The organism is Kitasatospora sp. NPDC094016 (genome assembly GCF_040304045.1).
Classification (GTDB): domain Bacteria; phylum Actinomycetota; class Actinomycetes; order Streptomycetales; family Streptomycetaceae; genus Kitasatospora.
Window position 1 is genome coordinate 129,631 of sequence record NZ_JBEOUK010000006.1, and the last position, 21,310, is coordinate 150,940.

The 21,310-nt window shown below is 72.8% G+C and carries 21 protein-coding genes; 5 read left to right on the top strand and 16 right to left on the bottom strand.

Annotation, left to right across the window (positions count from 1 at the left end; translation table 11 throughout):
• Nucleotides 1–18 precede the first annotated feature (18 nt).
• The 5 genes from ABT015_RS08515 to ABT015_RS08535 all read right to left on the bottom strand — a co-directional run bounded on the left by ABT015_RS08515 (nt 19) and on the right by ABT015_RS08535 (nt 5,802).
• Nucleotides 19–1,224: an acetylornithine transaminase gene (locus ABT015_RS08515; protein ID WP_350877918.1), complete on the bottom strand. Its 1,206-nt coding sequence runs from the start codon at nt 1,222–1,224 to the stop codon at nt 19–21.
• Nucleotides 1,221–2,096: an acetylglutamate kinase gene (argB, locus tag ABT015_RS08520; RefSeq protein ID WP_350878043.1), complete on the bottom strand. Its 876-nt coding sequence runs from the start codon at nt 2,094–2,096 to the stop codon at nt 1,221–1,223. Before argB ends, ABT015_RS08515 begins: the two co-directional genes overlap by 4 nt.
• 143 nt (nt 2,097–2,239) lie before the next feature.
• Nucleotides 2,240–3,394, bottom strand: a complete 1,155-nt coding sequence (argJ, locus tag ABT015_RS08525) for a bifunctional glutamate N-acetyltransferase/amino-acid acetyltransferase ArgJ (RefSeq protein ID WP_350878044.1) — start codon at nt 3,392–3,394, stop codon at nt 2,240–2,242.
• A 14-nt stretch (nt 3,395–3,408) separates the two neighbouring features.
• Complete coding sequence (gene argC / locus ABT015_RS08530; RefSeq protein WP_350877919.1) at nt 3,409–4,437, bottom strand: N-acetyl-gamma-glutamyl-phosphate reductase; 1,029 nt, start codon at nt 4,435–4,437, stop codon at nt 3,409–3,411.
• A 162-nt stretch (nt 4,438–4,599) separates the two neighbouring features.
• Entirely contained in the window at nt 4,600–5,802 is a 1,203-nt protein-coding gene (locus ABT015_RS08535) for a methyltransferase (RefSeq protein WP_350877920.1), read from the bottom strand.
• 81 nt (nt 5,803–5,883) lie between these two features.
• On the opposite strand from ABT015_RS08535, the gene ABT015_RS08540 reads away from it, so the two are divergent.
• Both ABT015_RS08540 and ABT015_RS08545 read left to right on the top strand, forming a co-directional pair.
• The gene (locus tag ABT015_RS08540; protein WP_350877921.1) at nt 5,884–6,309 is read left to right on the top strand and encodes a VOC family protein; all 426 of its coding nucleotides are present in this window, start codon (nt 5,884–5,886) and stop codon (nt 6,307–6,309) included.
• A gap of 65 nt (nt 6,310–6,374) precedes the next feature.
• A complete protein-coding gene (locus ABT015_RS08545) occupies nt 6,375–6,749 on the top strand; it encodes an RNA-binding S4 domain-containing protein (protein WP_350877922.1) in 375 nt (124 codons plus the stop codon).
• Nucleotides 6,750–6,781: 32 nt separating this feature from the next.
• On the opposite strand, the gene ABT015_RS08550 is transcribed toward ABT015_RS08545, so the two are convergent.
• Together ABT015_RS08550 and ABT015_RS08555 are read right to left on the bottom strand one after the other, a co-directional pair.
• Entirely contained in the window at nt 6,782–7,288 is a 507-nt protein-coding gene (locus tag ABT015_RS08550; protein WP_350877923.1) for an FBP domain-containing protein, read from the bottom strand.
• 160 nt (nt 7,289–7,448) lie between these two features.
• Entirely contained in the window at nt 7,449–8,333 is an 885-nt protein-coding gene (locus ABT015_RS08555) for an SAM-dependent methyltransferase (RefSeq protein WP_350877924.1), read from the bottom strand.
• Nucleotides 8,334–8,608: 275 nt separating this feature from the next.
• On the opposite strand from ABT015_RS08555, the gene ABT015_RS08560 reads away from it, so the two are divergent.
• Complete coding sequence (locus ABT015_RS08560; protein ID WP_350877925.1) at nt 8,609–9,568, top strand: polysaccharide deacetylase family protein; 960 nt, start codon at nt 8,609–8,611, stop codon at nt 9,566–9,568.
• A gap of 66 nt (nt 9,569–9,634) precedes the next feature.
• Here ABT015_RS08560 and ABT015_RS08565 read toward each other — a convergent pair whose 3' ends face one another.
• A complete protein-coding gene (locus ABT015_RS08565) occupies nt 9,635–10,453 on the bottom strand; it encodes an SDR family NAD(P)-dependent oxidoreductase (protein WP_350877926.1) in 819 nt (272 codons plus the stop codon).
• Between the two features lie 283 nt (nt 10,454–10,736).
• On the opposite strand from ABT015_RS08565, the gene ABT015_RS08570 reads away from it, so the two are divergent.
• Nucleotides 10,737–11,606 carry a 3-hydroxybutyryl-CoA dehydrogenase gene (locus tag ABT015_RS08570; RefSeq protein ID WP_350877927.1) on the top strand — a complete coding sequence of 290 codons (870 nt, stop codon included), beginning with the start codon at nt 10,737–10,739 and terminating at the stop codon, nt 11,604–11,606.
• A gap of 69 nt (nt 11,607–11,675) precedes the next feature.
• On the opposite strand, the gene ABT015_RS08575 is transcribed toward ABT015_RS08570, so the two are convergent.
• From ABT015_RS08575 to infC, 8 genes are all read right to left on the bottom strand, one after another.
• A complete protein-coding gene (locus ABT015_RS08575) occupies nt 11,676–12,515 on the bottom strand; it encodes a chitosanase (RefSeq protein WP_350877928.1) in 840 nt (279 codons plus the stop codon).
• Nucleotides 12,516–12,721: 206 nt separating this feature from the next.
• Nucleotides 12,722–15,223 carry a phenylalanine--tRNA ligase subunit beta gene (gene pheT / locus ABT015_RS08580; RefSeq protein WP_350877929.1) on the bottom strand — a complete coding sequence of 834 codons (2,502 nt, stop codon included), beginning with the start codon at nt 15,221–15,223 and terminating at the stop codon, nt 12,722–12,724.
• Complete coding sequence (gene pheS, locus ABT015_RS08585; RefSeq protein ID WP_350877930.1) at nt 15,223–16,344, bottom strand: phenylalanine--tRNA ligase subunit alpha; 1,122 nt, start codon at nt 16,342–16,344, stop codon at nt 15,223–15,225. Before pheS ends, pheT begins: the two co-directional genes overlap by 1 nt.
• Before the next feature lie 235 nt (nt 16,345–16,579).
• On the bottom strand, nt 16,580–17,683 hold the full coding sequence (locus ABT015_RS08590) for a sensor histidine kinase (RefSeq protein ID WP_350877931.1): 1,104 nt from the start codon (nt 17,681–17,683) through the stop codon (nt 16,580–16,582).
• A gap of 110 nt (nt 17,684–17,793) precedes the next feature.
• The gene (locus ABT015_RS08595) at nt 17,794–18,660 is read right to left on the bottom strand and encodes a TrmH family RNA methyltransferase (RefSeq protein WP_350877932.1); all 867 of its coding nucleotides are present in this window, start codon (nt 18,658–18,660) and stop codon (nt 17,794–17,796) included.
• Between the two features lie 104 nt (nt 18,661–18,764).
• Nucleotides 18,765–19,160, bottom strand: coding sequence for a 50S ribosomal protein L20 (rplT, locus tag ABT015_RS08600; RefSeq protein ID WP_030055649.1), 396 nt, complete (start codon nt 19,158–19,160; stop codon nt 18,765–18,767).
• Nucleotides 19,161–19,269: 109 nt separating this feature from the next.
• Nucleotides 19,270–19,464, bottom strand: coding sequence for a 50S ribosomal protein L35 (gene rpmI, locus ABT015_RS08605; RefSeq protein ID WP_030055648.1), 195 nt, complete (start codon nt 19,462–19,464; stop codon nt 19,270–19,272).
• 141 nt (nt 19,465–19,605) lie between these two features.
• Nucleotides 19,606–20,373 carry a translation initiation factor IF-3 gene (infC, locus tag ABT015_RS08610; RefSeq protein ID WP_350878045.1) on the bottom strand — a complete coding sequence of 256 codons (768 nt, stop codon included), beginning with the start codon at nt 20,371–20,373 and terminating at the stop codon, nt 19,606–19,608.
• A gap of 483 nt (nt 20,374–20,856) precedes the next feature.
• On the opposite strand from infC, the gene ABT015_RS08615 reads away from it, so the two are divergent.
• Nucleotides 20,857–21,234 (top strand): DUF1844 domain-containing protein, encoded by a 378-nt coding sequence (locus ABT015_RS08615; protein ID WP_350877933.1) that lies wholly within the window; start codon nt 20,857–20,859, stop codon nt 21,232–21,234.
• The last annotated feature ends 76 nt before the right edge of the window (nt 21,235–21,310 follow it).

Consider the following 21,310-nt stretch of genomic DNA (forward strand, 5'->3'; position numbering starts at 1 on the left):
TATTCTCCCGGACAACGGTCAGCTCGCATCGGTCGGGGCGCTCTCGCGCACCGCCCGCAGGACGCCCGGCAGAGCGGCGAGGAAGGCGTCCGCCTCCTGCTCGGTCAGCACCAGCGGCGGGGCCAGCCGGACGGCGTCCGGGACGGCCGCGTTGAGCAGGAAGCCCGCCTCCTGCGCGGCGGCCTGCACCCGCACCGACACCGGCTCGGTGAGCACGATGCCGAGCAGCAGGCCGGCGCCGCGCACGTGCGAGACCAGCGGGTCGCCGATCGCCTCGACGCCCTGGCGCAGCCGCTCGCCCAGCTTGCGGACGTGCTCCAGCAGGCCCTCGGACTCGATGGTGTCCAGCACCGCGAGCCCGGCCGCCGCGGCCACCGGGTTGCCGCCGAAGGTGGTGCCGTGCTGGCCCGGGGTGAGCAGGTCGGCGGCCTCGCCGAAGGCCAGCACCGCGCCCATCGGCAGCCCGCCGCCGAGCGCCTTGGCGAGGGTGACGACGTCCGGCTCGACGCCCTCGACGGCCTGGTGGGCGTACCAGTACCCGGTGCGGCCGACGCCGGTCTGGATCTCGTCCAGGATCAGCAGGGTGCCCGTGGCCCGGGTGATCTCGCGGGCCGCCCGCAGGTAGCCCTCGGGCAGCGGGATGGCGCCGTTCTCGCCCTGGATCGGCTCCAGGAAGACCGCCGCGGTCTCGGTGGTGACGGCCGCGCGCAGCGCCTCGACGTCGCCGAACGGGACGTGCGTGACGTCGCCGGGCAGCGGGCGGAACGGATCCTGCTTGGCCGGCTGGCCGGTGAGCGCGAGGGCGCCCATCGTCCGGCCGTGGAAGGCGCCCTGGAGGGCGACCAGGTGGGTGCGGCCGGTCCGGCGGCTGATCTTGAAGGCGGCCTCGTTGGCCTCGGCGCCGGAGTTGCAGAAGAACACCCGGCCGCCCTCCCGGCCGTCGAGCTCCAGCAGCCGCTCGGCGAGGGTGATGGTCGGCTCGGCCATGAAGAGGTTGGAGACGTGGCCCAGGGTGGCGATCTGCCGGCTGACGGCCTCGACGACCGCCGGGTGGGCGGTGCCGAGGGCGTTGACGGCGATGCCGCCGAGCAGGTCGGTGTACTCCTTGCCGTCGGCGTCCCAGAGCTTGGCGCCCGCACCGCGCACCAGCGCGATCCGCGGGGTGCCGTAGTTGTCGGTGAAGGCGTGCTGCCACCGGCCGGTCAGTTGCTCGTTCGCGGTCATGCCAGTCCCCCGGTCACGGTCTGTTCGTCGTCCGGCACGACCATCGTGCCGATTCCCTCGTCGGTGAAGATTTCCAGCAGCAGGCTGTGCTGCACCCGGCCGTCCAGGACGCGGGCGGTGCCCACCCCGGAGCGGACGGCGCGCAGGCAGCCCTCCATCTTGGGGAGCATGCCGCTGGCCAGGCTCGGCAGCAGCTCCTCCAGCTCGCTCGCGGCGAGTTGGCTGATCACGTCGTCGGAGTTCGGCCAGTCCGCGTAGAGGCCCTCGACGTCGGTCAGGACCACCAGCATCTCGGCGCCCAGCGAGACCGCCAGGGCGGCCGCCGCGGTGTCCGCGTTGATGTTGTAGACGTGGCCGTCGGCGCCGCGCGCGATCGAGGAGATGACCGGGATCCGGCCGTCGGCGATCAGCGCCTTCACCGCGCCGGCCTCGATGTTGACGATGTCGCCGACCAGGCCGATGTCGACCTGCTCGCCGTCCACCACCGCGTACCGCTTGACCGCCGTCATGGTGTGCGCGTCCTCGCCGGTCATGCCGACCGCGAACGGGCCGTGCTCGTTGAGCAGGCCGACGAGTTCGCGCTGCACCTGGCCGGCCAGCACCATCCGGACCACGTCCATGGTCTCGGGGGTGGTGACCCGCAGGCCGTTGGTGAAGCTGGACTCCAGGCCGAGGCGGTCCAGCTGGGCGCTGATCTGCGGGCCGCCGCCGTGCACCACGACGGGGTGCAGGCCGGCGTAGCGGAGGAAGACGACGTCCTGGGCGAAGGCCGACTTGAGGCTCTCGTCCACCATGGCGTTGCCGCCGAACTTGATCACGACGGTCTTGCCGTGGAAGCGCTCCAGCCACGGCAGCGCCTCGATCAGCGTCATCGCCTTGGGCAACGCGGTGTTGTTGCGGGCCTGTTCGCCCTTGGGTGCGATCTTCACGGGTGTCCCTCGTCCGAACGGGTGTCGCGCATCGGGTGTCGCGGATCAGGTGTCGCGCACCGGTGGCGCGCGACACCTGTCGGGCATCAGGTCGAGTAGGCGCTGTTCTCGTGGACGTAGTCGGCGGTGAGGTCGTTGGTCCACAACGAGGCGCTCGCCGTACCGGCGTTGAGGTTCGCGGTGATGACGACCTCGCGGCCGGTCATGTCCACCAGGGTGCGGTCCTCGCCGACGCTGCCGTCCTTGCAGACCCAGACGCCGTTGATGGCCACGTCCAGCCGGTCCGGCTCGAAGGCGGCGTCGGTGGTGCCGATCGCGGCCAGCACCCGGCCCCAGTTGGGGTCCTCGCCGTGGATGGCGCACTTGAGCAGGTTGTTGCGGCTGATCGTCCGGGCGACGTCGACGGCCTCCTCCTCGGTGGCGGCGCCGGTGACGTCGATCCGGATGTCCTTGCTGGCGCCCTCGGCGTCGGCGATCAGCTGGCGGGCCAGGTCGGCGCTGACGGTGCGGACCGCCTCGGCGAACTCGGCCTCGTCCGGGACGACGCCGGAGGCGGCCGAGGCCAGCAGCAGCACGGTGTCGTTGGTGGACATGCAGCCGTCGGAGTCGATCCGGTCGAAGGTGGTGCGGGTGGCGCCGCGCAGCGCGGTGTCCAGGGCGGCGGTGTCCAGGTCGGCGTCGGTGGTGATCACGACCAGCATGGTGGCCAGGCTCGGGGCGAGCATGCCCGCGCCCTTGGCCATGCCGCCGACCGTCCAGCCGGCCGGGCTGGTGACCTGGGCGGTCTTGTGCACGGTGTCGGTGGTCTTGATGGCGATCGCGGCGGCCTCGCCGCCGGTCGCGCTCAGCTCCCGGGCGGCCAGCGCGACGCCGGGCAGCAGGATGTCCATCGGGAGGCGCTCGCCGATCAGGCCGGTGGAGGCGACGGCGACCTCGCCGGCGTTGAGCTCCAGCTCCTCGGCGACCTTCTCCGCGGTGGTGTGGGTGTCCTGGAAGCCGAGCGGGCCGGTGCAGGCGTTGGCACCGCCGGAGTTGAGGACCACGGCGGACACCTGGCCGCCCTTGAGGACCTGCTCGGACCAGACGACCGGCGCGGCCTTGACGCGGTTGGCGGTGAAGACGCCGGCGGCGGCGAGCGCGGGGCCGTCGTTGACCACCAGGGCGAGGTCCGGGGTGCCGGAGGCCTTGATGCCGGCGGTCACGCCGGCGGCCCGGAAGCCCTTGGCAGCCGTCACGCCCACGTTCGTACTGTTGCTCACGGTGCGACTCCGTTCACGGGAAGGCCCAGCTCCTCGGGCAGGCCCAGGGCGATGTTCATGCTCTGCACCGCGCCGCCCGCGGTGCCCTTCACGAGGTTGTCGATCGCGCTGATCGCGATGATCCGCCCGGCGGTGGCGTCCAGCGCGACCTGGACGAGGGCGGTGTTGGCGCCGTAGACGCTGCTGGTCTGCGGCCACTGCCCCTCGGGCAGCAGGTGGACGAACGGCTCGTCCGCGAACGCCTGGGCGTAGGCGGCGCGCAGGCTCTCGGCGGTCACGCCGGGCCGCGCCTTGGCGGAGCAGGTGGCGAGGATGCCGCGCGGCATCGGGACGAGGGTCGGCGTGAAGGAGACGGTGACGGGCTCGCCCGCGACCGGGGTGAGGTTCTGCACCATCTCCGGGGTGTGCCGGTGCACGCCGCCGACGCCGTACGGGCTGACGTTGCCCATGACCTCGCTGCCCAGCAGGTGGGTCTTGGCGGCCTTGCCCGCACCGGAGGTACCGGAGGCGGCGACCACGACGGCCTCCGGCTCGGCGAGCCCGGCCGCGTACGCCGGGAACAGCGCCAGGGACACGGCCGTCGGGTAGCAGCCGGGCACGGCGATCCGGCTGCTGCCCTTCAACGCGGCGCGGTGGCCGGGGAGTTCGGGCAGGCCGTAGGGCCAGGTGCCGGCGTGCGCGGAGCCGTAGAACTGCTCCCAGTCGGTGGCGGCGCGGAGCCGGAAGTCGGCGCCGCAGTCGACCACCAGGACGCCGTCGCCGAGCTCCTCGGCGACGGCGGCGGACCGGCCGTGCGGCAGCGCCAGGAAGACCACGTCGTGGCCGGCCAGCACCTCGGCGGTGGTGGGTTCGAGGACGCGGTCGGCGAGCGGGATCAGGTGCGGCTGGAGCGCGCCCAGCCGGGTGCCCGCGTTCGAGCCGCCGGTCAGCGCCCCGATCTCCACCTCCGGGTGGCTGAGCAGCAGACGCAGCACCTCGCCGCCCGCGTATCCGCTCGCGCCGGCGACGGCGACTCGCAATGCCATGGCGTTCCTCCTTTGTTGTGGCATGAATATACGTATCACGGAACATTCATGCAAGGAGCTGTGGTCAGCACCCCGAAGAACGCCCGAAAACCGCCCTGCGTCCACCCGGCCTGGCAGCCACCGGCCCGCGACCGGACAGCCACCGACCGGGCGGACGCCGGGCTACCGCTTGACCGCGCGCAGCACCACGAACTTGGGGTTGCCCGCCACCAGCTGGCAGTTCCCGAAGAGACGCCGCAGCTTGACGTGGTAGCCGAGATGGCGGTTGCCGACCACCCACAGCTCCCCGCCCGGCCGCAGCGCCCGCCGGGAACCGGTGAACATCCGCCAGGCGGTGGCGTCCGTGGTGGCCTGGTGCGAGTGGAACGGCGGATTGTTCAGGACGAGGTCCACCGAGCCCGGAGGCGCCACCTCCGGCGCCAGCGCGTCGGCCGTCAGGAACTCCGCCCGGGCGTCCGGACCCAGATTGGCGCGGAAGGTCTCCTCCGCCGAGGCCACCGCCTGATGGGACTCGTCGACGAACACCAGCTCCGCGCCCGGCCCGGCCAGCGCGGCGGCCGTGCCGACCACACCGTTGCCGCAGCCCAGGTCGACCACCCGGGCCCCGGGCGCCGGGGTCGGCAGGTGGCCGAGGAAGAAGCGGGTGCCGATGTCGAGGCGCTCGGCGCAGAACGTGCCGGCGTGGTTGACCACCGTGCGCCCGGAGACCGCTCCGACGTCCGGCGGCAGCGCGTAGCGGTGCGGCCACGGGTTGGGACCGGGGTCCAGTGCCGGATCCGGGGTGCAGAAGACCAGCCGGGCCTTGCGGGCGGCGAGCGAGGTGCGGGTCGGGCCGAGGATCCGCTCGAAGAGCTGGAGCGTGGAGGTGTGGATCTCGGCGACCATGCCGGAGCCGACCACCACCGTGCCCGGGTGGACGGCGGGGGCCAGCCGGTGCAGCTGGTCCTCCAGCAGCGCCAGGCTCTTGGGCACGCGCACCAGCAGGACGTCGATCCGCTCCGGCGGGGCGTCCCGGGTGGTCAGCAGCCGGGCCGGGTCCACGGTGGCACCGGCCCGCGCCAGGTTGGCCAGGGTGGCCTGCCGGCCGAGGTGGGAGTCGACGATCTGCACCGGCTCGTGCGCGGCCAGCGCGGTGGTCAACGCGCCCCAGCGGTCGCCCAGGACGACGATCCGGCGGCCGGCCAGGTCGGTCGCGGCGCCGGCGGCGCTGTCCGCCTCGCCCGCGAGGTGGCGCAGCAGGTACTCGTCGGCCGCGTCCCAGGCCCGCAGCCGCTCACGCGGGTCCTCGGGGAAGCGGGTGAGGTCGAAGGCGCCCCACGGCGTGCTGAACTGGGTCGCCGCGGCGGGCGTGATCTCGGGATTCATCGTGTTCTCAGGCTATCCGACGGCCCGACGGGGAACCGTTTCGACGGATACTGGAAGAGCCCACCGAGAGGGGTGAGGGCGATGGACTGGAAGCTCGAAGTCGTGGTGGTCCCGGTGTCGGACGTGGACCGCGCGAAGCTGTTCTACGAGGAGCGGGTCGGCTTCACGGTCGACCACGACACCCGGCTGCGCGACGGGGTCCGGGTCGTCCAGCTGACTCCCCCGGGCTCCACCTGCTCCATCGTGGTGGGCACCGGGGTCATCGCGGCGCCGCCCGGATCCGTGAAGGGACTGCAGCTGGTGGTGCCGAACATCGACAAGGCGCACGCCGAACTCGCGGCCCGGGGCGTCGAGGTCAGCCCGGTCCAGCACTTCGAGGCGGGCAGCCGGGTCAACGGGCACGGCGAGGCCTGGAACTCCTTCGTGTTCTTCAACGACCCGGACGGCAACGGCTGGGCGGTCCAGGAGGCCCCGCAGACGGCCCGGATGGTGCCGTCGGCGGCGTAGCGGGCTCAGCAGGCACCACGGGCTCGGGCTCGGGCCGGTTCGGGCGGCTTGGGTAGGCTCCAGGAATGGCTGAACACGAGGGAAGCGTGCGGGTGGACAGCTGGATCTGGTCGGTCCGGCTCACCAGGACGCGGGCGCTGGCGGCCGCCGCCTGCCGCGCCGGGCACGTGCGGGTGAACGGCGAACGGGTCAAGCCGGCCCAGGCGCTGCGCCCCGGGGACGAGGTGCGGGTCCGCGAGGAGGGCTACGAGCGGGTCGTCGTGGTCCAGAAGCTCATCCGCAAGCGGGTCGGCGCGACGGTGGCGGCGGACTGCCTGGTCGACAACAGCCCGCCGCGGCCGCCGCGCGAACTCGTCGCGACGGCCGGCGAGCGGGACCGGGGCGCCGGGCGCCCGACCAAGCGGGAGCGGCGCGACCTCGACCAGCTGCGCGGGCACTGACCCCGCCGGCACCCGGTGTCGGCGCGTCCCGCTCAGTGCCCGGTGTCGGCGAGCACCTTGGCGAGGAAGGCCTCCAGGTTCCCCACCGTCCGGTCGATCTGCCGCTCCAGCGGCAGCGACTCGTCGGGCCTGGTCACCAGGGCGGACTTCTTCAGCCCGCGCACGTACAGCGAGCACGCGAGGTCGGCGCAGATGTACGTGCCGACGGTGTTGCCCTCCCGCCCGGCCGCCCCGGCCCGGCGGGCGGCGAGCAGCGCGACGCCGGAGCCGGCGTGCGCGGTGATGCACAGCGAGCAGACGTTGGTCTTGGTGAGGCTGCGGCGGATCGTCGGCACCCGCAGCGTCACGCCGACCGGCTCGCCGCCGTACGACGCCACCAGGTAGGCCCGGTCGGGCGCGCCCTGATCCCGCCAGCCGAGGAAGTCCAGGTTCTCCCAGGTCAGTTCCGCCAGGCTCCGGGGGAGGTTGAGCCGACGGGCCTCGCCCTTGGAGCAGTTGACGAAGGACGCGCGGATCTCGTTCTCGCTCAGGGGTTCCATGGCGCGGAAGCTAGCACCGGCCCGCCCGCGCTGTCGTGCCGATTTCGCCCGGTGCACACCTGGTGGGTGACGGGCTGTCAGTGGCTGAGCCTAGGGTGTTCGCGAGGCCGGTCCCGGCGCAGGAGGGAGGCGCCGGGGCCGGCCGCCTCGTGAACCGGGGCTACCGCTTGAACGCGACGCCCGCGTAGGCGGAGACGTCCTGCCAGCCTTCGGGGAGTTCGGTGGTGGGGACGTGGCCGGGGGTGGGGCGCCAGAGCGGGAGTTGGACCAGGCCGGGGCCGGCGAACTCGAAGTCGCCGAAGAAGGGCTCGACGCCGGCGCGTGGGCGCAGCACCAGGGGGGCGCTGGCGCTGCGGTAGATGCGGGTGCCTTCGGCGGCGCTCTCCCGGGAGGCGAAGTCGGGGCTGCCGTGGGAGAGGATCAGCGCGCTGCCGGGGGCGAGCGCGTCGCGCAGGGTGCGGACGATCTGCTGGGCGCCGTCCTCGTCGCGGATGAAGTGCAGCACGGCGACGAGCATCAGCGCGACCGGCCGGGACAGGTCGACGGCGGCGAGCAGGCCCGGGTGGCCGAGGATGGCGGCCGGGTCGCGCAGGTCGGCCTCGATGACCGAGGTGTGTCCGGCGGGATGGCCGGCCAGCAGGGCGCGGGCGTGGGTGGCGACGATCGGGTCGTTGTCGACGTACACCACCCGGGCGTCCGGGGCGACCCGCTGGGCGACCTCGCTGGTGGAGCCCACGGCCGGGATGCCGGTGCCGATGTCGACGAACTGGCGGATGCCCCGGCCGGCGGCGAACTCCACCGCGTCGCCGAGGAACTGCCGGTTGGTGCGGGCCAGCAGCGGCAGCGCGGGGTAGGCCGCTATGGCGGCCTGGGCGGCCTTGCGGTCGGCCTCGAAGTTGTCCTTGCCGCCCAGGTAGTAGTCGTACATCCGGGCGGTGTGCGGGACCCCGGTGTCGAGCTCGCTCGGCGGCTGCCAGTCGTCCGCTCTGGCCCAGTCCCAGTCGGTGCCGGTGGCCCCGCCGACGGCCGCGCTGTCCTCGTGCATCCTGTTCCGCCCCCTCTGCCGTGCTCACTGCCGGAAATGGCACCGCCTCGGCGGCCGGCGGGCCCGCCCGGTACCACGGGGGTGACCCCGCGTCCGGCCCGGCCACCCTCCCGTGGCGTGCGGTGCGCCGTGATCGTATCCGACGACACGCCGGTGAAACACCGGCAGTTCAGGTTTACGCAACGCCCGGACGGTGGCGTGTGTGCACGTCAATGGCGGTACCGGGGCGCTCCTCGGATCGCCGCGGGTGGCCGCCGTCTCTATGCTGACTGCCGATGACTGCCGACCGCCGCACCGTACTGCGCACCGCCGTCCAGCTGGCCGCCCTGACCGCCGCCAGCGGGTTCCTCAGCGCGTGTGCCTCCGGCACCCCGCGCCGGGCCGACGCCGGGGCGCTCGCCGTGCACCCGGGCACCCTCGACCCGCAGCACACCACCGACCCGGCCTGGAACGGCGGCGAGGGCCCGGCCTCCCCCGTGCCGTCCGCCCCGCCGGAGCCGCAGCCCGCCGGTACCGAGTCGACCGCCGGTACCGACCCGGCCACCGGAGCGGAGCCGCCCGCCGGGGCCGCGACGCCCCCTCCGACGCCTCCGGCGCCCCCGACGCCCCCGGTGCTGCCGCCGCTCGCCGCCGGCACCCCGGTCGAGGTGGTGAACGGGCCGCGCACCAGCAAGTTCGTGGCGCTGACCTGCCACGGCAGCGGCGATCCGAAGCAGGCCACCGCACTGCTGGAGGCCGCCGAGCAGCGCGGCGTCAAGCTGACCGTGATGGCGGTCGGCAGCTGGCTCGACCAGCAGCCGCAGATGGCCCGCCGGATCCTGGACGCAGGCCACGAGCTGGGCAACCACACCCAGAACCACCTCGACCTCTCGACGATGACGGCGGCCCAGGTGCACGACGAGATCGCCCAGTGCGCCGAACGGCTGCAGCGGCTCACCGGCTCGATCGGCCGCTGGTTCCGCCCGTCCGCCGCGCAGTACGCCACCCGGACGGTGCGCGAGCAGGCGAGGGCGGTCGGCTACGAGCACGTGCTGTCCTTCGACGTCGACCCGCGCGACTACAACGACCCGTCGGCCGCCGAGTTGCAGCGCCGGGTGCTGAAGTCGGTGCGCGGCGGTTCGGTGGTCGCCCTGCACATGGGCCACCAGTGCACGGTGGACGCGCTGCCGGGCATCCTGGACGGTCTCGCCAAGGCGGGCCTGAAGCCGGTGACCGCCAGTCAGCTGTGCGCCTGACCGCTCTTCGCGGCAGGCCGTCCGGGGGGCACGCCGGCCGAGGGGTAGGCCGCCCGAGGGGCCCGTTCAGCCCATCGGGTCGTCCGCCTTGTACGGGCGCATCCGCAGCGTCCGGGCGTCCGCCGCGCGGATCTCCGCGGCCCGGTTGACCAGCTCCTCCAGGTCGTCCCGCCCGGCGTGGATGAACCGGCCGTGCAGGCCGTCGAAGCGGCCCCGGGCGGCGTCCACGGTGACCGCGACCATGTACGGGATCGAGCCCCAGGTCGTCGTGTCCTTGAACATCGGCATCGCGGCGGTCATGTCGGTCTCGACCGCGCCGGGGCTGATGTCGAGGATGACGATGCCGTGGCGGGCCAGCGAGTCCGCCATGTTGTCGGAGAGCTGGAGCAGCGCCCCCTTGGAGGTGGCGTACGCGGTGTAGTCGCCGTCCGGGCGCAGGGCGAAGCCGGAGTTGAGGTTGACCACCCGGCCGCGCTCCCGGGACACCATGCCGGGCAGGACGCAGCGCAGCAGGTTGTAGGGGCCGCGCAGGTTGGTCTCGATCACCTGCCACCACTGGTTGGCGTCGGTCTCCCAGAGCGGCACCTCGGCGCGGTCGACCAGGCCGGCGTTGTTGATCAGCAGGTCGATCGGGCCGAGGTCGCGTTCGACGACCCGGACGGCCTCGCGGACGGCGCCGGCGCGGGTGACGTCGGCGGTGACGGCGACGCCGCGAGAGCCGTGCCGGGCGCACTCCTTGAGGGTGTCGGTCAGCGTCCCGTGGGTGCGGCCGACCAGGCCGACGGCCATGCCCTCGGCGGCCAGCCCGATGGCGATCTCCCGGCCGATTCCCCGGCCCGCGCCGGTGATCAGACCGACCTGTCCTGCGAGCGATCCCGTCGGCACCGTGTGCTCCCTTCCCGTCCCCGGCCCCCGTCTGCGGCATTCTTCCGGCCGCCGGGCGGGGGTGGCCCCGGGCGCACGGGCGACGGGCCCGGCCTCACCCGTTCGGACGACGTCTCGCACTGGCACCCGGCCGGGGAGGGGGTGACCTACTGGCCGGTACGGAGTAGTAACGTCGTCGGGACGGTGACCGGTGCACCCATTCCGGCACACCGGCCCGTTGACCAGCAGCTCGCTGGGCCACCAGTTCGCTGGGCGACCCCCAGCACCACCGAAGGGCAACTGAGTGAGTGACATCGCGCGCGTCGGAGTGATCGGCTGCGGCCTGATGGGGTCGGGCATCGCGGAGGTCTTCGCCCGGGCCGGGCTGGACGTCCTGGTGGCGGAGGCCAGCGGCGAGGCGCTGGAGTTCGGCCGCACCCGGCTGACCAACTCCCTGGACACGGCGGTCAAGCGCGGCAAGCTGAGCCCGGAGCTGCGGGACGAGGCGCTGGCCCGGCTGACCTTCACCGTGGACCTGTCCGACTTCGCCGACCGCGACCTGGTGGTCGAGGCGGTCGCCGAGCGCGAGGACATCAAGGTCAAGATCTTCCAGACCCTGGACCAGGTGGTCGAGCGCCGTGACGCGATCCTCGCCTCCAACACCTCGTCGATCCCGATCGTGAAGCTGGCCGCCGCCACCTCCCGCCCGGAGCAGGTGATCGGCCTGCACTTCTTCAACCCGGCACCGGTGCAGAAGCTGGTCGAGGTCATCCCGACGCTGACCACCTCGGCGACGACCACCGAGCGGGTCGAGGCCTTCGCCTCCCAGGAGCTCGGCAAGGAGCCGATCCGCGCCCGCGACCGGGCCGGCTTCGTGGTCAACGCGCTGCTGGTGCCCTACCTGCTGTCCGCGGTGCGGATGTTCGAGTCGGGCGTGGCCACCGCCTCCGACATCGACAAGGGCATGGAGGCCGGCTGCGCCCACCCGATGGGCCCGCTGCGGCTGTGCGACCTGATCGGCCTGGACACCATCGTCTCGATCGCCGAGTCGATGTACGACGAGTACAAGGAGCCGCTGTACGCGGCTCCCCCGCTGCTCTCCCGGATGGTCGACGCGGGCCTGCTGGGCCGCAAGTCCGGCCGCGGCTTCTACGACTACACCGCGAGCGCCTGAGCACCGGCCGGTGGACGGTGGCGGGGCCCGGGAGCGAGGTGCTGCTCCCGGGCCCCGCTTGGCGTTCCGTCAGCTGTTGATGGCGTAACTGTCGCCGTAGACCTTCCACTTGAGCGGCGGGTTGAGGTCGAAGTTCTTCGCGTTGAGGAAGACCGACTGCTCGGTGTCGACGCGGCTGGTGTCGGAGTGGGCCTGCTCCTTCTTCATGACCACCTTGCGGGCGTCCAGGAAGGCCTTGAGGTAGGTGGCCTCGTCGCCGCCCTGGGCGGGGGTCTTGGCCTTCTTCAGGGCGGCGGCGCGGATGCCGCCGAAGCTGTCCGAGCTGTTGCCGGGGCCGTGCATGACGATGGCGTCGTAGTAGGCGAACTGGCCGAGCGCGCGCAGGCCGTCGGACTTGGCCTGGTTGACGGCGGGGTTGAAGTACACCCGGTCGCGCTCGTCGTTCTGGGCCTGCTGGAAGACCGTGTCCTTGGCGGCGGCGGCCCAGTCGTTGACGAACGGGGTGCCGAGGCCGGTGTGCGAGGCGCTGCCGTTGACCTTCTTCAGGGCCGGCAGGTACTTGGCGAGGACGTTGCCCGGCTTGAGGTCGGTGTAGTGCTGGACGAGGTCCAGCATGTCGCCGGTGCCGGAACAGAAGCCGATGATGCCGGCGGTGTAGCCGCGCCCGTCGCCGATGTCCTCGATGTACTTGTACTGGGCCTTCCAGTCCAGCGAGGAGTTCTCCGCGCTGGACACCAGCTGCATCGCGATGTCCTTCTTGTGCGGGTCGTCCAGCCCGACTCCCTTGAGCTGGACGGACGTCGCGGACGTCGGCGCGGCGGTGGCGGCGCCGGCCGCGACCGTGAGGGGCGCGGCCACCAGGGCGGCGGCGAGGGCGATGCGGAGGGCACGGTGGTGCTGGGGACGCATACGATGCTCCGTTTCCTCGGAGGGTTAGGAAACTTTCCTAACGAGAATTAAGGCCCTCCTTCCCCGTCCCCGCAAGGGTTTTGACAAAGTCTCTTCAAGACTCTTCAAAGACGCAGGTCGGACCAGAGGCCCCGGAGCGGGCTCCGGGCAACGCGAAGGGCCCCGTCCGGACCGAGGTCCGGACGGGGCCCTGGGGCCCGACGGGATCAGGCGCCGCGCAGCACCGCGCCGGTGCGGGCGACGGCCTCGGCGACGGCCGCCTCGCGGGCGGCGGTCGCCTCGTCGGCGGTCAGCGTGCGGTCCGCGGCGCGGAAGCGCAGCGCGTACGCCAGCGACTTGCGGCCCTCGCCGACCTGCTCGCCGGTGAAGACGTCGAACAGCCGGATGGCCTCCAGCAGTTCGCCCGCGCCGGAGCGCAGCGCGGCCTCCACATCGGCGGCCGGAACGGCGGCGTCGACGATCAGCGCGACGTCCTGGGTGGCCACCGGGAAGCCGGAGACCGCAGGGCCGTTGACCTTCTCGGCGCCGTCCGCGGTGAGCAGGTCGACGTCGATCTCCATCGCGCTGGTGCGGGCCGGCAGGCCGAGCGCCTTGACGACGCGCGGGTGCAGCTCACCGGCGTGGCCGACCACCCGGTCGGTGCCGGTGACGACCAGCTCGGCGCAGCGGCCCGGGTGCCACGGCGCCCGCTGCCCCTGCCGGACGGTCAGCTCGACGCCGGCCGCGCGGGCCACCGTACGGGCCGCCTCGACGGCGTCCGCCCAGGACGCCCCGGCGCCCTGGCCCCACCAGCCGGACGGCAGCCGCTCGCCCGCGAGGGCGACGGCGACCCGGCGCGGCTGGTCCGGCAGCGCGGCGTCCAGCGCGGCCAGCTCCTCGGCGCTGGGCCGGCGGTCGACGGCCGGGCGCGGGGCCACGGACAGCTCGTCCTTGGGCAGGAAGACGGTGCCGGTCTCGTAGATCGCCAGGTCGGTGTTGCCGCGGCCGACGTTGCGCCGCAGCGAGCCGAGCAGGCCCGGCAGCAGCGTGGTGCGCAGCGCCGGCTCCTCGTCGTTGAGCGGGTTGACCAGCTTGACGGTGCGCCGGCGCCGGTCGTCCGGCTCCAGGCCGAGCGCCTCGAAGGCGCTCTCGCCGAGGAACGGGTAGTTGTTGACCTCGACGTAGCCGGCCCCGGCCAGCGCGACGCCGATCCGGCGGTGGACGCGCTGGGCCTCGGTCAGGCCCTTGCCCGGGGGCACGTCGGGCATCCGGGCGGGGACGTTGTCGTAGCCCTCCAGCCGGATGACCTCCTCCGCGAGGTCGTACGGGTCGGTGAGGTCGGGGCGCCAGGTCGGCGGGGTGACCTCCAGGACGTCGGCGCCGGCGACCGAGCAGCCGATCTCCTGGAGGCGCCGGGTCACGGTCTCGCGGCCGTACACGGTGCCTGCGACCCGGTCGGGCAGGTCGGCGGAGATGGTGATGGTGCGCACCGGGTGCGGGGCGGCGATGTCGGTGACCCCGGCCTCGGCGGTGCCCCCGGCGATCAGGACCAGCAGGTCGACGGCGCGCTGGGCGGCCGCGCGGGCGGCCTCCGGGTCGACGCCGCGCTCGAAGCGCTTGGACGCCTCGGAAGGCAGCTTGTGCCGCTTGGCGGCGCGGGCGATGGCGACCGGCTCGAAGTGCGCCGCCTCGATGATCACCTCGGTGGTGCCCGGGCCGGCGGCCGGGTCGAGGATCTCGGTGGAGGCGCCGCCCATGACGCCGGCCAGGCCGATCGGACCGCTGTTGTCGCAGATCAGCAGGTCCTCGGCGGAGAGCTTGCGCTGCACGCCGTCGAGGGTGGTGAGGCTCTCGCCCTGCTCCGCCCGGCGGACCGTGATCGGGCCGCTCACGCGCTGCTTGTCGTAGGCGTGCAGCGGCTGGCCGACCTCCAGCATCACGTAGTTGGTGATGTCGACGGTCAGCGAGATCGGGCGGATGCCGGCCTTCTGGAGGCGGCGCTGCAGCCAGATCGGGGACTTGGCGGTCGGGTCGATGCCGACGACCGTGCGGGCCACGAAGCGGTCGCAGCCGGCCGGGTCGTTGACCTTGACCAGGTAGCCGAAGGAGTTGGCCGGCGGCACGTCGAGCAGCGCCGGGTCGGCCAGCGGCAGCCCGTACGCGGCGGCGGCCTCGCGGGCGACGCCGCGCAGCGACAGGCAGTAGCCGCGGTCCGGGGTGACGGCGATGTCCAGCACCTCGTCGACCAGCTGGAGCAGCTCGATCGCGTCGGTGCCGGGCTCGAACTCCGGCGGGAGCACGATGATGCCGTCGTGGTCGTCGCCCATGCCGAGCTCGCGGGCCGAGCAGATCATGCCGGCCGAGGTGCGGCCGTAGGTCTGGCGGGCCGCGATCGGGAAGGGACCGGGCAGCACGGCGCCCGGGAGCACCACGACGACCTTGTCGCCGACGGCGAAGTTGGTGGCGCCGCAGACGATCTCCTGCGGCTCGCCGGTGCCGTTGGCGTCGCCGACGTTGACGAGGCAGTGCCGGATCGGCTTCTTGAAGCCGGTCAGCTGCTCGATGGAGAGCACCTCGCCGACCACCAGCGGGCCCTTGAGGTCGCCGCCGAGCTGCTCGACGGTCTCGACCTCCAGGCCGGCCCGGACCAGGCGCTCCGCCACGTCACGGCCGGTCTCGCCGGCCGGCAGGTCGACGTACTCACGCAGCCAGGAAAGCGGGACGCGCATCAGATCTCCATCCCGAACGGGAGGGTGAAGCGCACGTCACCCTCGACCATGTCGCGCATGTCGGCGACGTTGTGACGATTCATCAGGATCCGCTCCAGGCCCAGGCCGAAGGCGAACCCGCTGTAGCGGTCGGGGTCGACGCCGCAGGCCACCAGCACGCGCGGGTTGACCACACCGCAGCCGCCGAGCTCGATCCAGCCCTCGGAGGAGCAGGTCCGGCAGGGGCGGTCCGGGTTGCCGACGCTCTCGCCGCGGCACACGAAGCACTGCAGGTCGATCTCGGCGCTCGGCTCGGTGAACGGGAAGTACGAGGGGCGCCAGCGCAGCTCCAGGCCGCCACCGATCAGCTTCTCGACCAGCACCTCGATGGTGCCCTTGAGGTCGGCGAAGGTGATGCCCTCGTCCACCGCGAGGCCCTCGACCTGGCGGAACACCGGGGTGTGCGTGGCGTCCAGCTCGTCGGTGCGGTAGACGCGGCCGGGGCAGACCACGTAGACCGGGGGCTCGCGGTCGAGCAGGGTGCGGGCCTGGACCGGGGAGGTCTGGGTGCGCATCACCACGCCGGAGTCGGCGGAGCCGTCCGGGGCCTGTACGAAGAAGGTGTCCTGCATCGAGCGGGCCGGGTGGTCCGGGCCCAGGTTGAGGGCGTCGAAGTTCAGCCACTCGGCCTCGGCCTCGGGGCCCTCGGCGACCTGGTAGCCCATCGCGACGAAGGTGTCCTCGATGCGCTCGGCCAGGGTGGTCAGCGGGTGCCGGGCACCGCGCGGGGCGCGGTCGTACGGCAGCGTGACGTCCACCGCCTCCTCGACCAGCACGCGGGCGTCGCGCTCCGCCTCCAGCTCGGCCTGCCGCTTGGCGAGGGCCTTGTTGACGGCGCCGCGGGCCTGGCCGATCAGCTTGCCGGCGGCGGCCTTGGCGTGCGGGGGCAGGGCGCCGATCTCGCGGTTGGCGAGGGAGAGCGCGGAACGGTCGCCGGTGTGGGCGACCTTGGCCTCCTTCAGCTCGTCGAGCGTGCTGGCGGCGGCGAAGGCGGCGACGGCCTCGTCCCGCGCCTGCTCCACCACCTCGGGCTTGAGGGCCTCGACCTCGACCGGGTCGTACGACTTGTTGGGTGCCGACATCTCTATCTTCCCGTGCTCCTGCTCGTCCGTGCTCAGGTAAGGGTGGCTGCCTCTGCGGTACGCCCGGTGTGGCCGGGGCACGGGCAGCCGTTCTCCGTACGACGGGGAAGAGGGGTGTCCGCGGCTCAGCCGCACAGGGCGTCCCACAACGCCAAAGGTCGAGTGTAGTCGCAGCGCGTAGCGCGACTGCCTGGAAGCCCGTCCAGCGGACCCCGGAGCGTGCGTTCATGCTCCTTCAGAGCATGAAGTCCGGAACGCTGGCGGGCAGGATAAATCGGAACCGGGCGCCGCCGCAGGGGGCCCGGTCGACCCGGATCGAGCCTCCGTGGGCCTCCACGATGCCCTTGACGATGTACAGGCCCAGGCCGGTGCCGCCGCGCTTGGAACCGCGCCAGAAGCGGGTGAAGACGCGCGGCATCGACTCCTCGGGGATGCCGCTTCCTTCGTCGCTCACGGTGACCGCGGTTCCTTCCACGATGCGGGGAGGGGTGCCCGAACGCTCCCAGAGGGGAGCCTCGACGACCTCCTTGGCCGGTGCCACCTCGATCGTGACAGTTCCCTCGCCGTGGCGCACCGCGTTTTCCAGCAGGTTGGCCAGCACCTGGTCGACCTTGTCCGGGTCGGCCCACAGGACGGTCAGCGACTCGCTGATCCGGACGTCGAAGCGCTCCTCGGGGATGCCGGTGGCGACCTTGCGCTCGACGTGCCGGCGCACCGCGGCGGCCAGGTCGACGACCTGCTTGCGCAGCTCCAGCCGGCCGGCGTCGATCCGGGAGATGTCCAGCAGCTCGGCGATCAGCCGGGTGACCCGGTCGGCGTCGGCGTCCACCGTCTCCAGCATCAGCCGCTTCTGCCCGTCGGTGAACCGCTCCCACTTGGCCAGCAGCGTCGCCGTGAAGCCCTTGACGCTGGTGAGCGGCGAGCGCAGCTCGTGGGCGACGGTGGCGATCAGCTCGGCGTGGCTGCGCTCGGTGCGGCGCCGGGCCTCGGTGCCGCGCAACGCGACCACCACCCGCTGCGGCGGCCCCAGCGGCACCTCCCGGACGTACCGGGCGGAGACCAGCACCTCGCGGCCGCCGGGCAGCAGCAGGTTGCGCTCCGGCTGGCCGGTGCGGGTGGCCAGGCCGCCGTACGGGTCGGTCAGCTGCCACCAGCGGCGGCCGTCCAGGTCCTCCAGTGGGAGGACGTCCTCCAGCCCGCTACCGAGCGCGGCCTCCGGGGGCAGGCCGGTGAGCCGGGCCGCGGCCCGGTTGAAGCAGACCACCCGACCCAGCGCATCCGCGACCACCAGGCCGTCCGGTAGGTCGTCCGGGTCGAGCTCTGGCCCGCTGCCGACCATGGGTGTCCTCCCCGATTACCCACCGTGCCGTTCCCCCCACAGAGGCAGACCCTAGCGCCTCGCAGCCCCCTGTAGTAGGCCCTCGGCCGGTGCCGCCGGGAGCGTACGGGTCAGGCGTTCGAGCGGCAGCCGCCGGGCGAGCGCTGCGCCCGGGCCGAGGCGTACAGGCAGACGGCCGCGGCGGTGGCCAGGTTGAGGCTCTCGGCGTGCCCGTGGATCGGGACGCGCACGACCTCGTCGGCCAGCGCGCGGGTCTCCTCCGGAAGCCCCCAGGCCTCGTTGCCGAACACCCACGCGCCGGGCGCGCCCAGGGTGCCCTCGTCGAGCTCCTGGTCCAGGTCGCGCTCCCCCGCGCCGTCCGCGGCCAGCACCCGGACGCCGGCCGCGCGCAGTTGCGCGACCGCCTCCTCGACCGGCACGCCGACCGCCACCGGCAGGTGGAACAGGCTGCCGACGGAGGCCCGGACGGCCTTCGGGTTGTACAGGTCCACCGAGGCGTCGGTGAGCACCACGGCGTCCGCGCCGGCCGCGTCGGCGGTGCGCAGCACGGTGCCGGCGTTGCCGGGGTCGCGGACGTGGGCGAGGACCGCGACGAGCTTGGGACGGGCCTTGAGCACCTCGGCGAACGGAGTGTCGATGAAGCGGCAGAGCGCCACGATGCCCTGCGGGGTCACCGTGTCGCAGATGTCGGCGATCACCTCGTCGGTGGCGGTCAGCACCGGCAGCCCCTCGGCCAGCGTCGCCTCGACGATGGCGGCGTGCCGCTCGGCGGCCTCCGGGGTCACGTACACCTCGACCACGGCGTGCTCGGCCGAGCCCGGCAGCTGGCCGAAGGCGACGGCCTCCCGGACGGCCTGCGGGCCCTCGACCAGGAAGCGGCGCTCCTTGGTGCGCTGGTTCCGCTTGGCGAGCCGGCGGGCGGCGACGACGCGCGGCGAGCGCAGGGAGGTGAGCAGGGGGGTGTCGGTGCTCGGCATGGTCTCGTTCTCTGTGGCGGGCGGCGCTGAAGATCCGGGGAAACGCAGAACCGGACCCGCAGGGAGCCTGCGGGTCCGGTCAGAGCTCGACTGATCTCGGAAGATCAGGCGGCGTCGGCGGCAGCCTTGGGGGCGTTCACGTCGGCCGGCAGCGCCTTCTGGGCGACCTCGACCAGCGACGCGAACGCGCCCGGGTCGTTGACGGCCAGGTCGGCCAGCATCTTGCGGTCGATCTCGACGCTGGCGGCCTTCAGGCCCTGCACGAAGCGGTTGTAGGTGATGCCGTTGGCACGGGCCGCAGCGTTGATGCGCTGGATCCACAGCTGACGGAAGTCGCCCTTGCGCTTCTTGCGGTCGTTGAAGTTGTAGACCAGCGAGTGGGTGACCTGCTCCTTGGCCTTGCGGTACAGCCGCGAGCGCTGGCCACGGTAGCCGCTGGCGCGCTCCAGGATGACCCGGCGCTTCTTGTGGGCGTTGACTGCCCGCTTGACGCGTGCCACTTGATTACTCCTTGGGTTGGACCACGGACTACTTCACGTGGTCCGTCATTCGAATGGGTCGGGAAGGATCAGCTGACCCGCTCACGGCTCGCGCCGAGCGGGAGGGCGATCACTTGCCGAGAAGCTTCTTGATCTTCTTGGCGTCAGCGGGGGCCAGCTCGACGGTCCCGGCCAGCTTGCGGGTCAGCGTCGAGGGCTTGTGCTCCAGGAGGTGGCGGCGGCCGGCGCGCTCGCGGAGCACCTTGCCGGAGCCACTGATCTTGAAGCGCTTGCTGGCGCCACTGTGCGTCTTCTGCTTCGGCATTTCGCCGTATCTCCTCGTCGGTCCCGTCCGCGCCCGCGCGGCCTGCGCCACGCGGGCGTGAACTGGATGGATCTGTGTGACCGGGCGGGGCGCCCCGTCACCTTGGGGCCGGTCTCCCGGGCCGCCCTGGCCGGTGAAGGCTCAGGCGCCCTGGGAGGCGGCCGGCTGCTCGACCGGAGCGTCGGCCTCGGCGGCCGGCGCCTCGGCCGGGGCGTCCTGTGCCTCGGCGGCCTCGGTCACCTCGTCGTCGGCGGCCTCGTCATCGGCGACCTCGTCGTCGACCAGCAGGTCGTCGTCCAGGTCGTCGTCCGCGGCGGCGTCGGAGCCGGGGGTACGGCCCTGACGCTCGGCCTTGCGGGCGTCGGCGAGGGCGCGGGCCTCGGCCATCGCCTCGGTCTTCTTCTTGTGCGGGCCAAGAACCATGATCATGTTTCGGCCGTCCTGCTTCGGCGACGACTCGATGAAGCCCAGGTCCTGGACGTCGTCGGCGAGCCGCTGCAGCAGGCGGAAGCCCAGCTCGGGGCGGGACTGCTCACGACCACGGAACATGATCGTGATCTTGACCTTGTCGCCCTGCTTGAGGAACCGGACGACGTGACCCTTCTTGGTGTCATAGTCGTGCGGGTCGATCTTCGGCCGGAGCTTCATCTCCTTGATGACCGTGTGCGCCTGGTTCTTGCGCGCCTCACGGGCCTTCATGGCCGACTCGTACTTGAACTTGCCGTAGTCCATGAGCTTGCACACCGGCGGCCGGGCGGTCGCCGCGACCTCGACCAGGTCGAGGTCGTACTCCTGCGCGAGCTCCAGCGCCTTGGCAAGCGGCACGATGCCGACCTGCTCGCCGCTGGGACCGACGAGTCGCACCTCCGGGACGCGAATCCGGTCGTTGATGCGGGGCTCGGTGCTGATGGGGCCTCCTCGGTTGCACCTTCTGCGATGCGGCCGTCGGACGGCGGACGCACGTAGTGGACTCGACCACTGGGCGGGGCTTCATTCGTGCTGCGCTGCCCGGCACCTGTTCGGCACCGTGTGCACCGCGACACGAAAAAAGCCCCGCTCGGTACAAGCGGGGCTCCACACAATCCGGGGGCAACACCCTGGTGAGGAGCGCTGCTGCGACTCGACGCCGTGGCGCCCGTCGCGGACCGGGACCCGTCGACCCTGAGGTCGACCAGGTGGGAGACTTTCGCGGTTGCCCTCTCGGGCCTCCTGGGTGGAGCCTCCACTTGCTGGCCAGGTGCCCATACGGGATCCCGGCCGGTCAGTCTCGAAGCATACAGCGCCGCGGAGTCGAACGCTATTCCGCCCCACCTCAACCACCTTTGTCCGGCTCCGGAAGGGCCCTTGTACGCTCCAGGGGTACGGACACCGGCACGACGGAACGAGCCCCCCTTGAGCAGCGAGCCCACCAAGACCCCCGGCGCGGACGACGACGCGATCGGCTTCGACGACCTCACCCGGGACATCGCCGAGGTCCCGGCCGTCGAGGTGATCACCACCGTCGCGGTGCACCTGATGAGCGCCGCCGCGGTCAAGTGCGGCCTGGCCGAGGGCGGGGACAAGGACAAGGACCTCGACGAGGCCCGCAAGCTGATCACCGCGCTGGCCGGGCTGGTCACCGCCGGCGCCCCGGAGATCAGCAACTTCCACGCGGCGCCGCTGCGGGACGGCCTGCGCTCGCTGCAGCTCGCCTTCCGCGAGGCCTCCATCGTCCCGGACGCGCCGGGCACGGGCCCGGGCGAGAAGTTCACCGGGCCGGTCTACTCCTGACCCGGACGCGACTCGGGGGCGGTGCGTCACGCGACGCACCGCCCCCGACGCACTTCCTGCGACTCCCCACCGCTGC

Coding starts and splice junctions, on each gene's coding strand:
- ABT015_RS08535 (WP_350877920.1), bottom strand. CDS start 5,802: ATGAATCCCGAGATCACGCCCGCCGCGGCGACCCAGTTCAGCACGCCG.
- ABT015_RS08575 (WP_350877928.1), bottom strand. CDS start 12,515: ATGCGTCCCCAGCACCACCGTGCCCTCCGCATCGCCCTCGCCGCCGCC.
- pheT (WP_350877929.1), bottom strand. CDS start 15,223: ATGCGCGTCCCGCTTTCCTGGCTGCGTGAGTACGTCGACCTGCCGGCC.
- ABT015_RS08515 (WP_350877918.1), bottom strand. CDS start 1,224: ATGACCGCGAACGAGCAACTGACCGGCCGGTGGCAGCACGCCTTCACC.
- ABT015_RS08545 (WP_350877922.1), top strand. CDS start 6,375: ATGGCTGAACACGAGGGAAGCGTGCGGGTGGACAGCTGGATCTGGTCG.
- ABT015_RS08555 (WP_350877924.1), bottom strand. CDS start 8,333: ATGCACGAGGACAGCGCGGCCGTCGGCGGGGCCACCGGCACCGACTGG.
- rpmI (WP_030055648.1), bottom strand. CDS start 19,464: ATGCCGAAGCAGAAGACGCACAGTGGCGCCAGCAAGCGCTTCAAGATC.
- ABT015_RS08590 (WP_350877931.1), bottom strand. CDS start 17,683: ATGGTCGGCAGCGGGCCAGAGCTCGACCCGGACGACCTACCGGACGGC.
- ABT015_RS08540 (WP_350877921.1), top strand. CDS start 5,884: ATGGACTGGAAGCTCGAAGTCGTGGTGGTCCCGGTGTCGGACGTGGAC.
- argB (WP_350878043.1), bottom strand. CDS start 2,096: ATGACGCTGATCGAGGCGCTGCCGTGGCTGGAGCGCTTCCACGGCAAG.
- pheS (WP_350877930.1), bottom strand. CDS start 16,344: ATGTCGGCACCCAACAAGTCGTACGACCCGGTCGAGGTCGAGGCCCTC.
- ABT015_RS08550 (WP_350877923.1), bottom strand. CDS start 7,288: ATGGAACCCCTGAGCGAGAACGAGATCCGCGCGTCCTTCGTCAACTGC.
- ABT015_RS08595 (WP_350877932.1), bottom strand. CDS start 18,660: ATGCCGAGCACCGACACCCCCCTGCTCACCTCCCTGCGCTCGCCGCGC.
- argC (WP_350877919.1), bottom strand. CDS start 4,437: ATGGCATTGCGAGTCGCCGTCGCCGGCGCGAGCGGATACGCGGGCGGC.
- ABT015_RS08560 (WP_350877925.1), top strand. CDS start 8,609: ATGACTGCCGACCGCCGCACCGTACTGCGCACCGCCGTCCAGCTGGCC.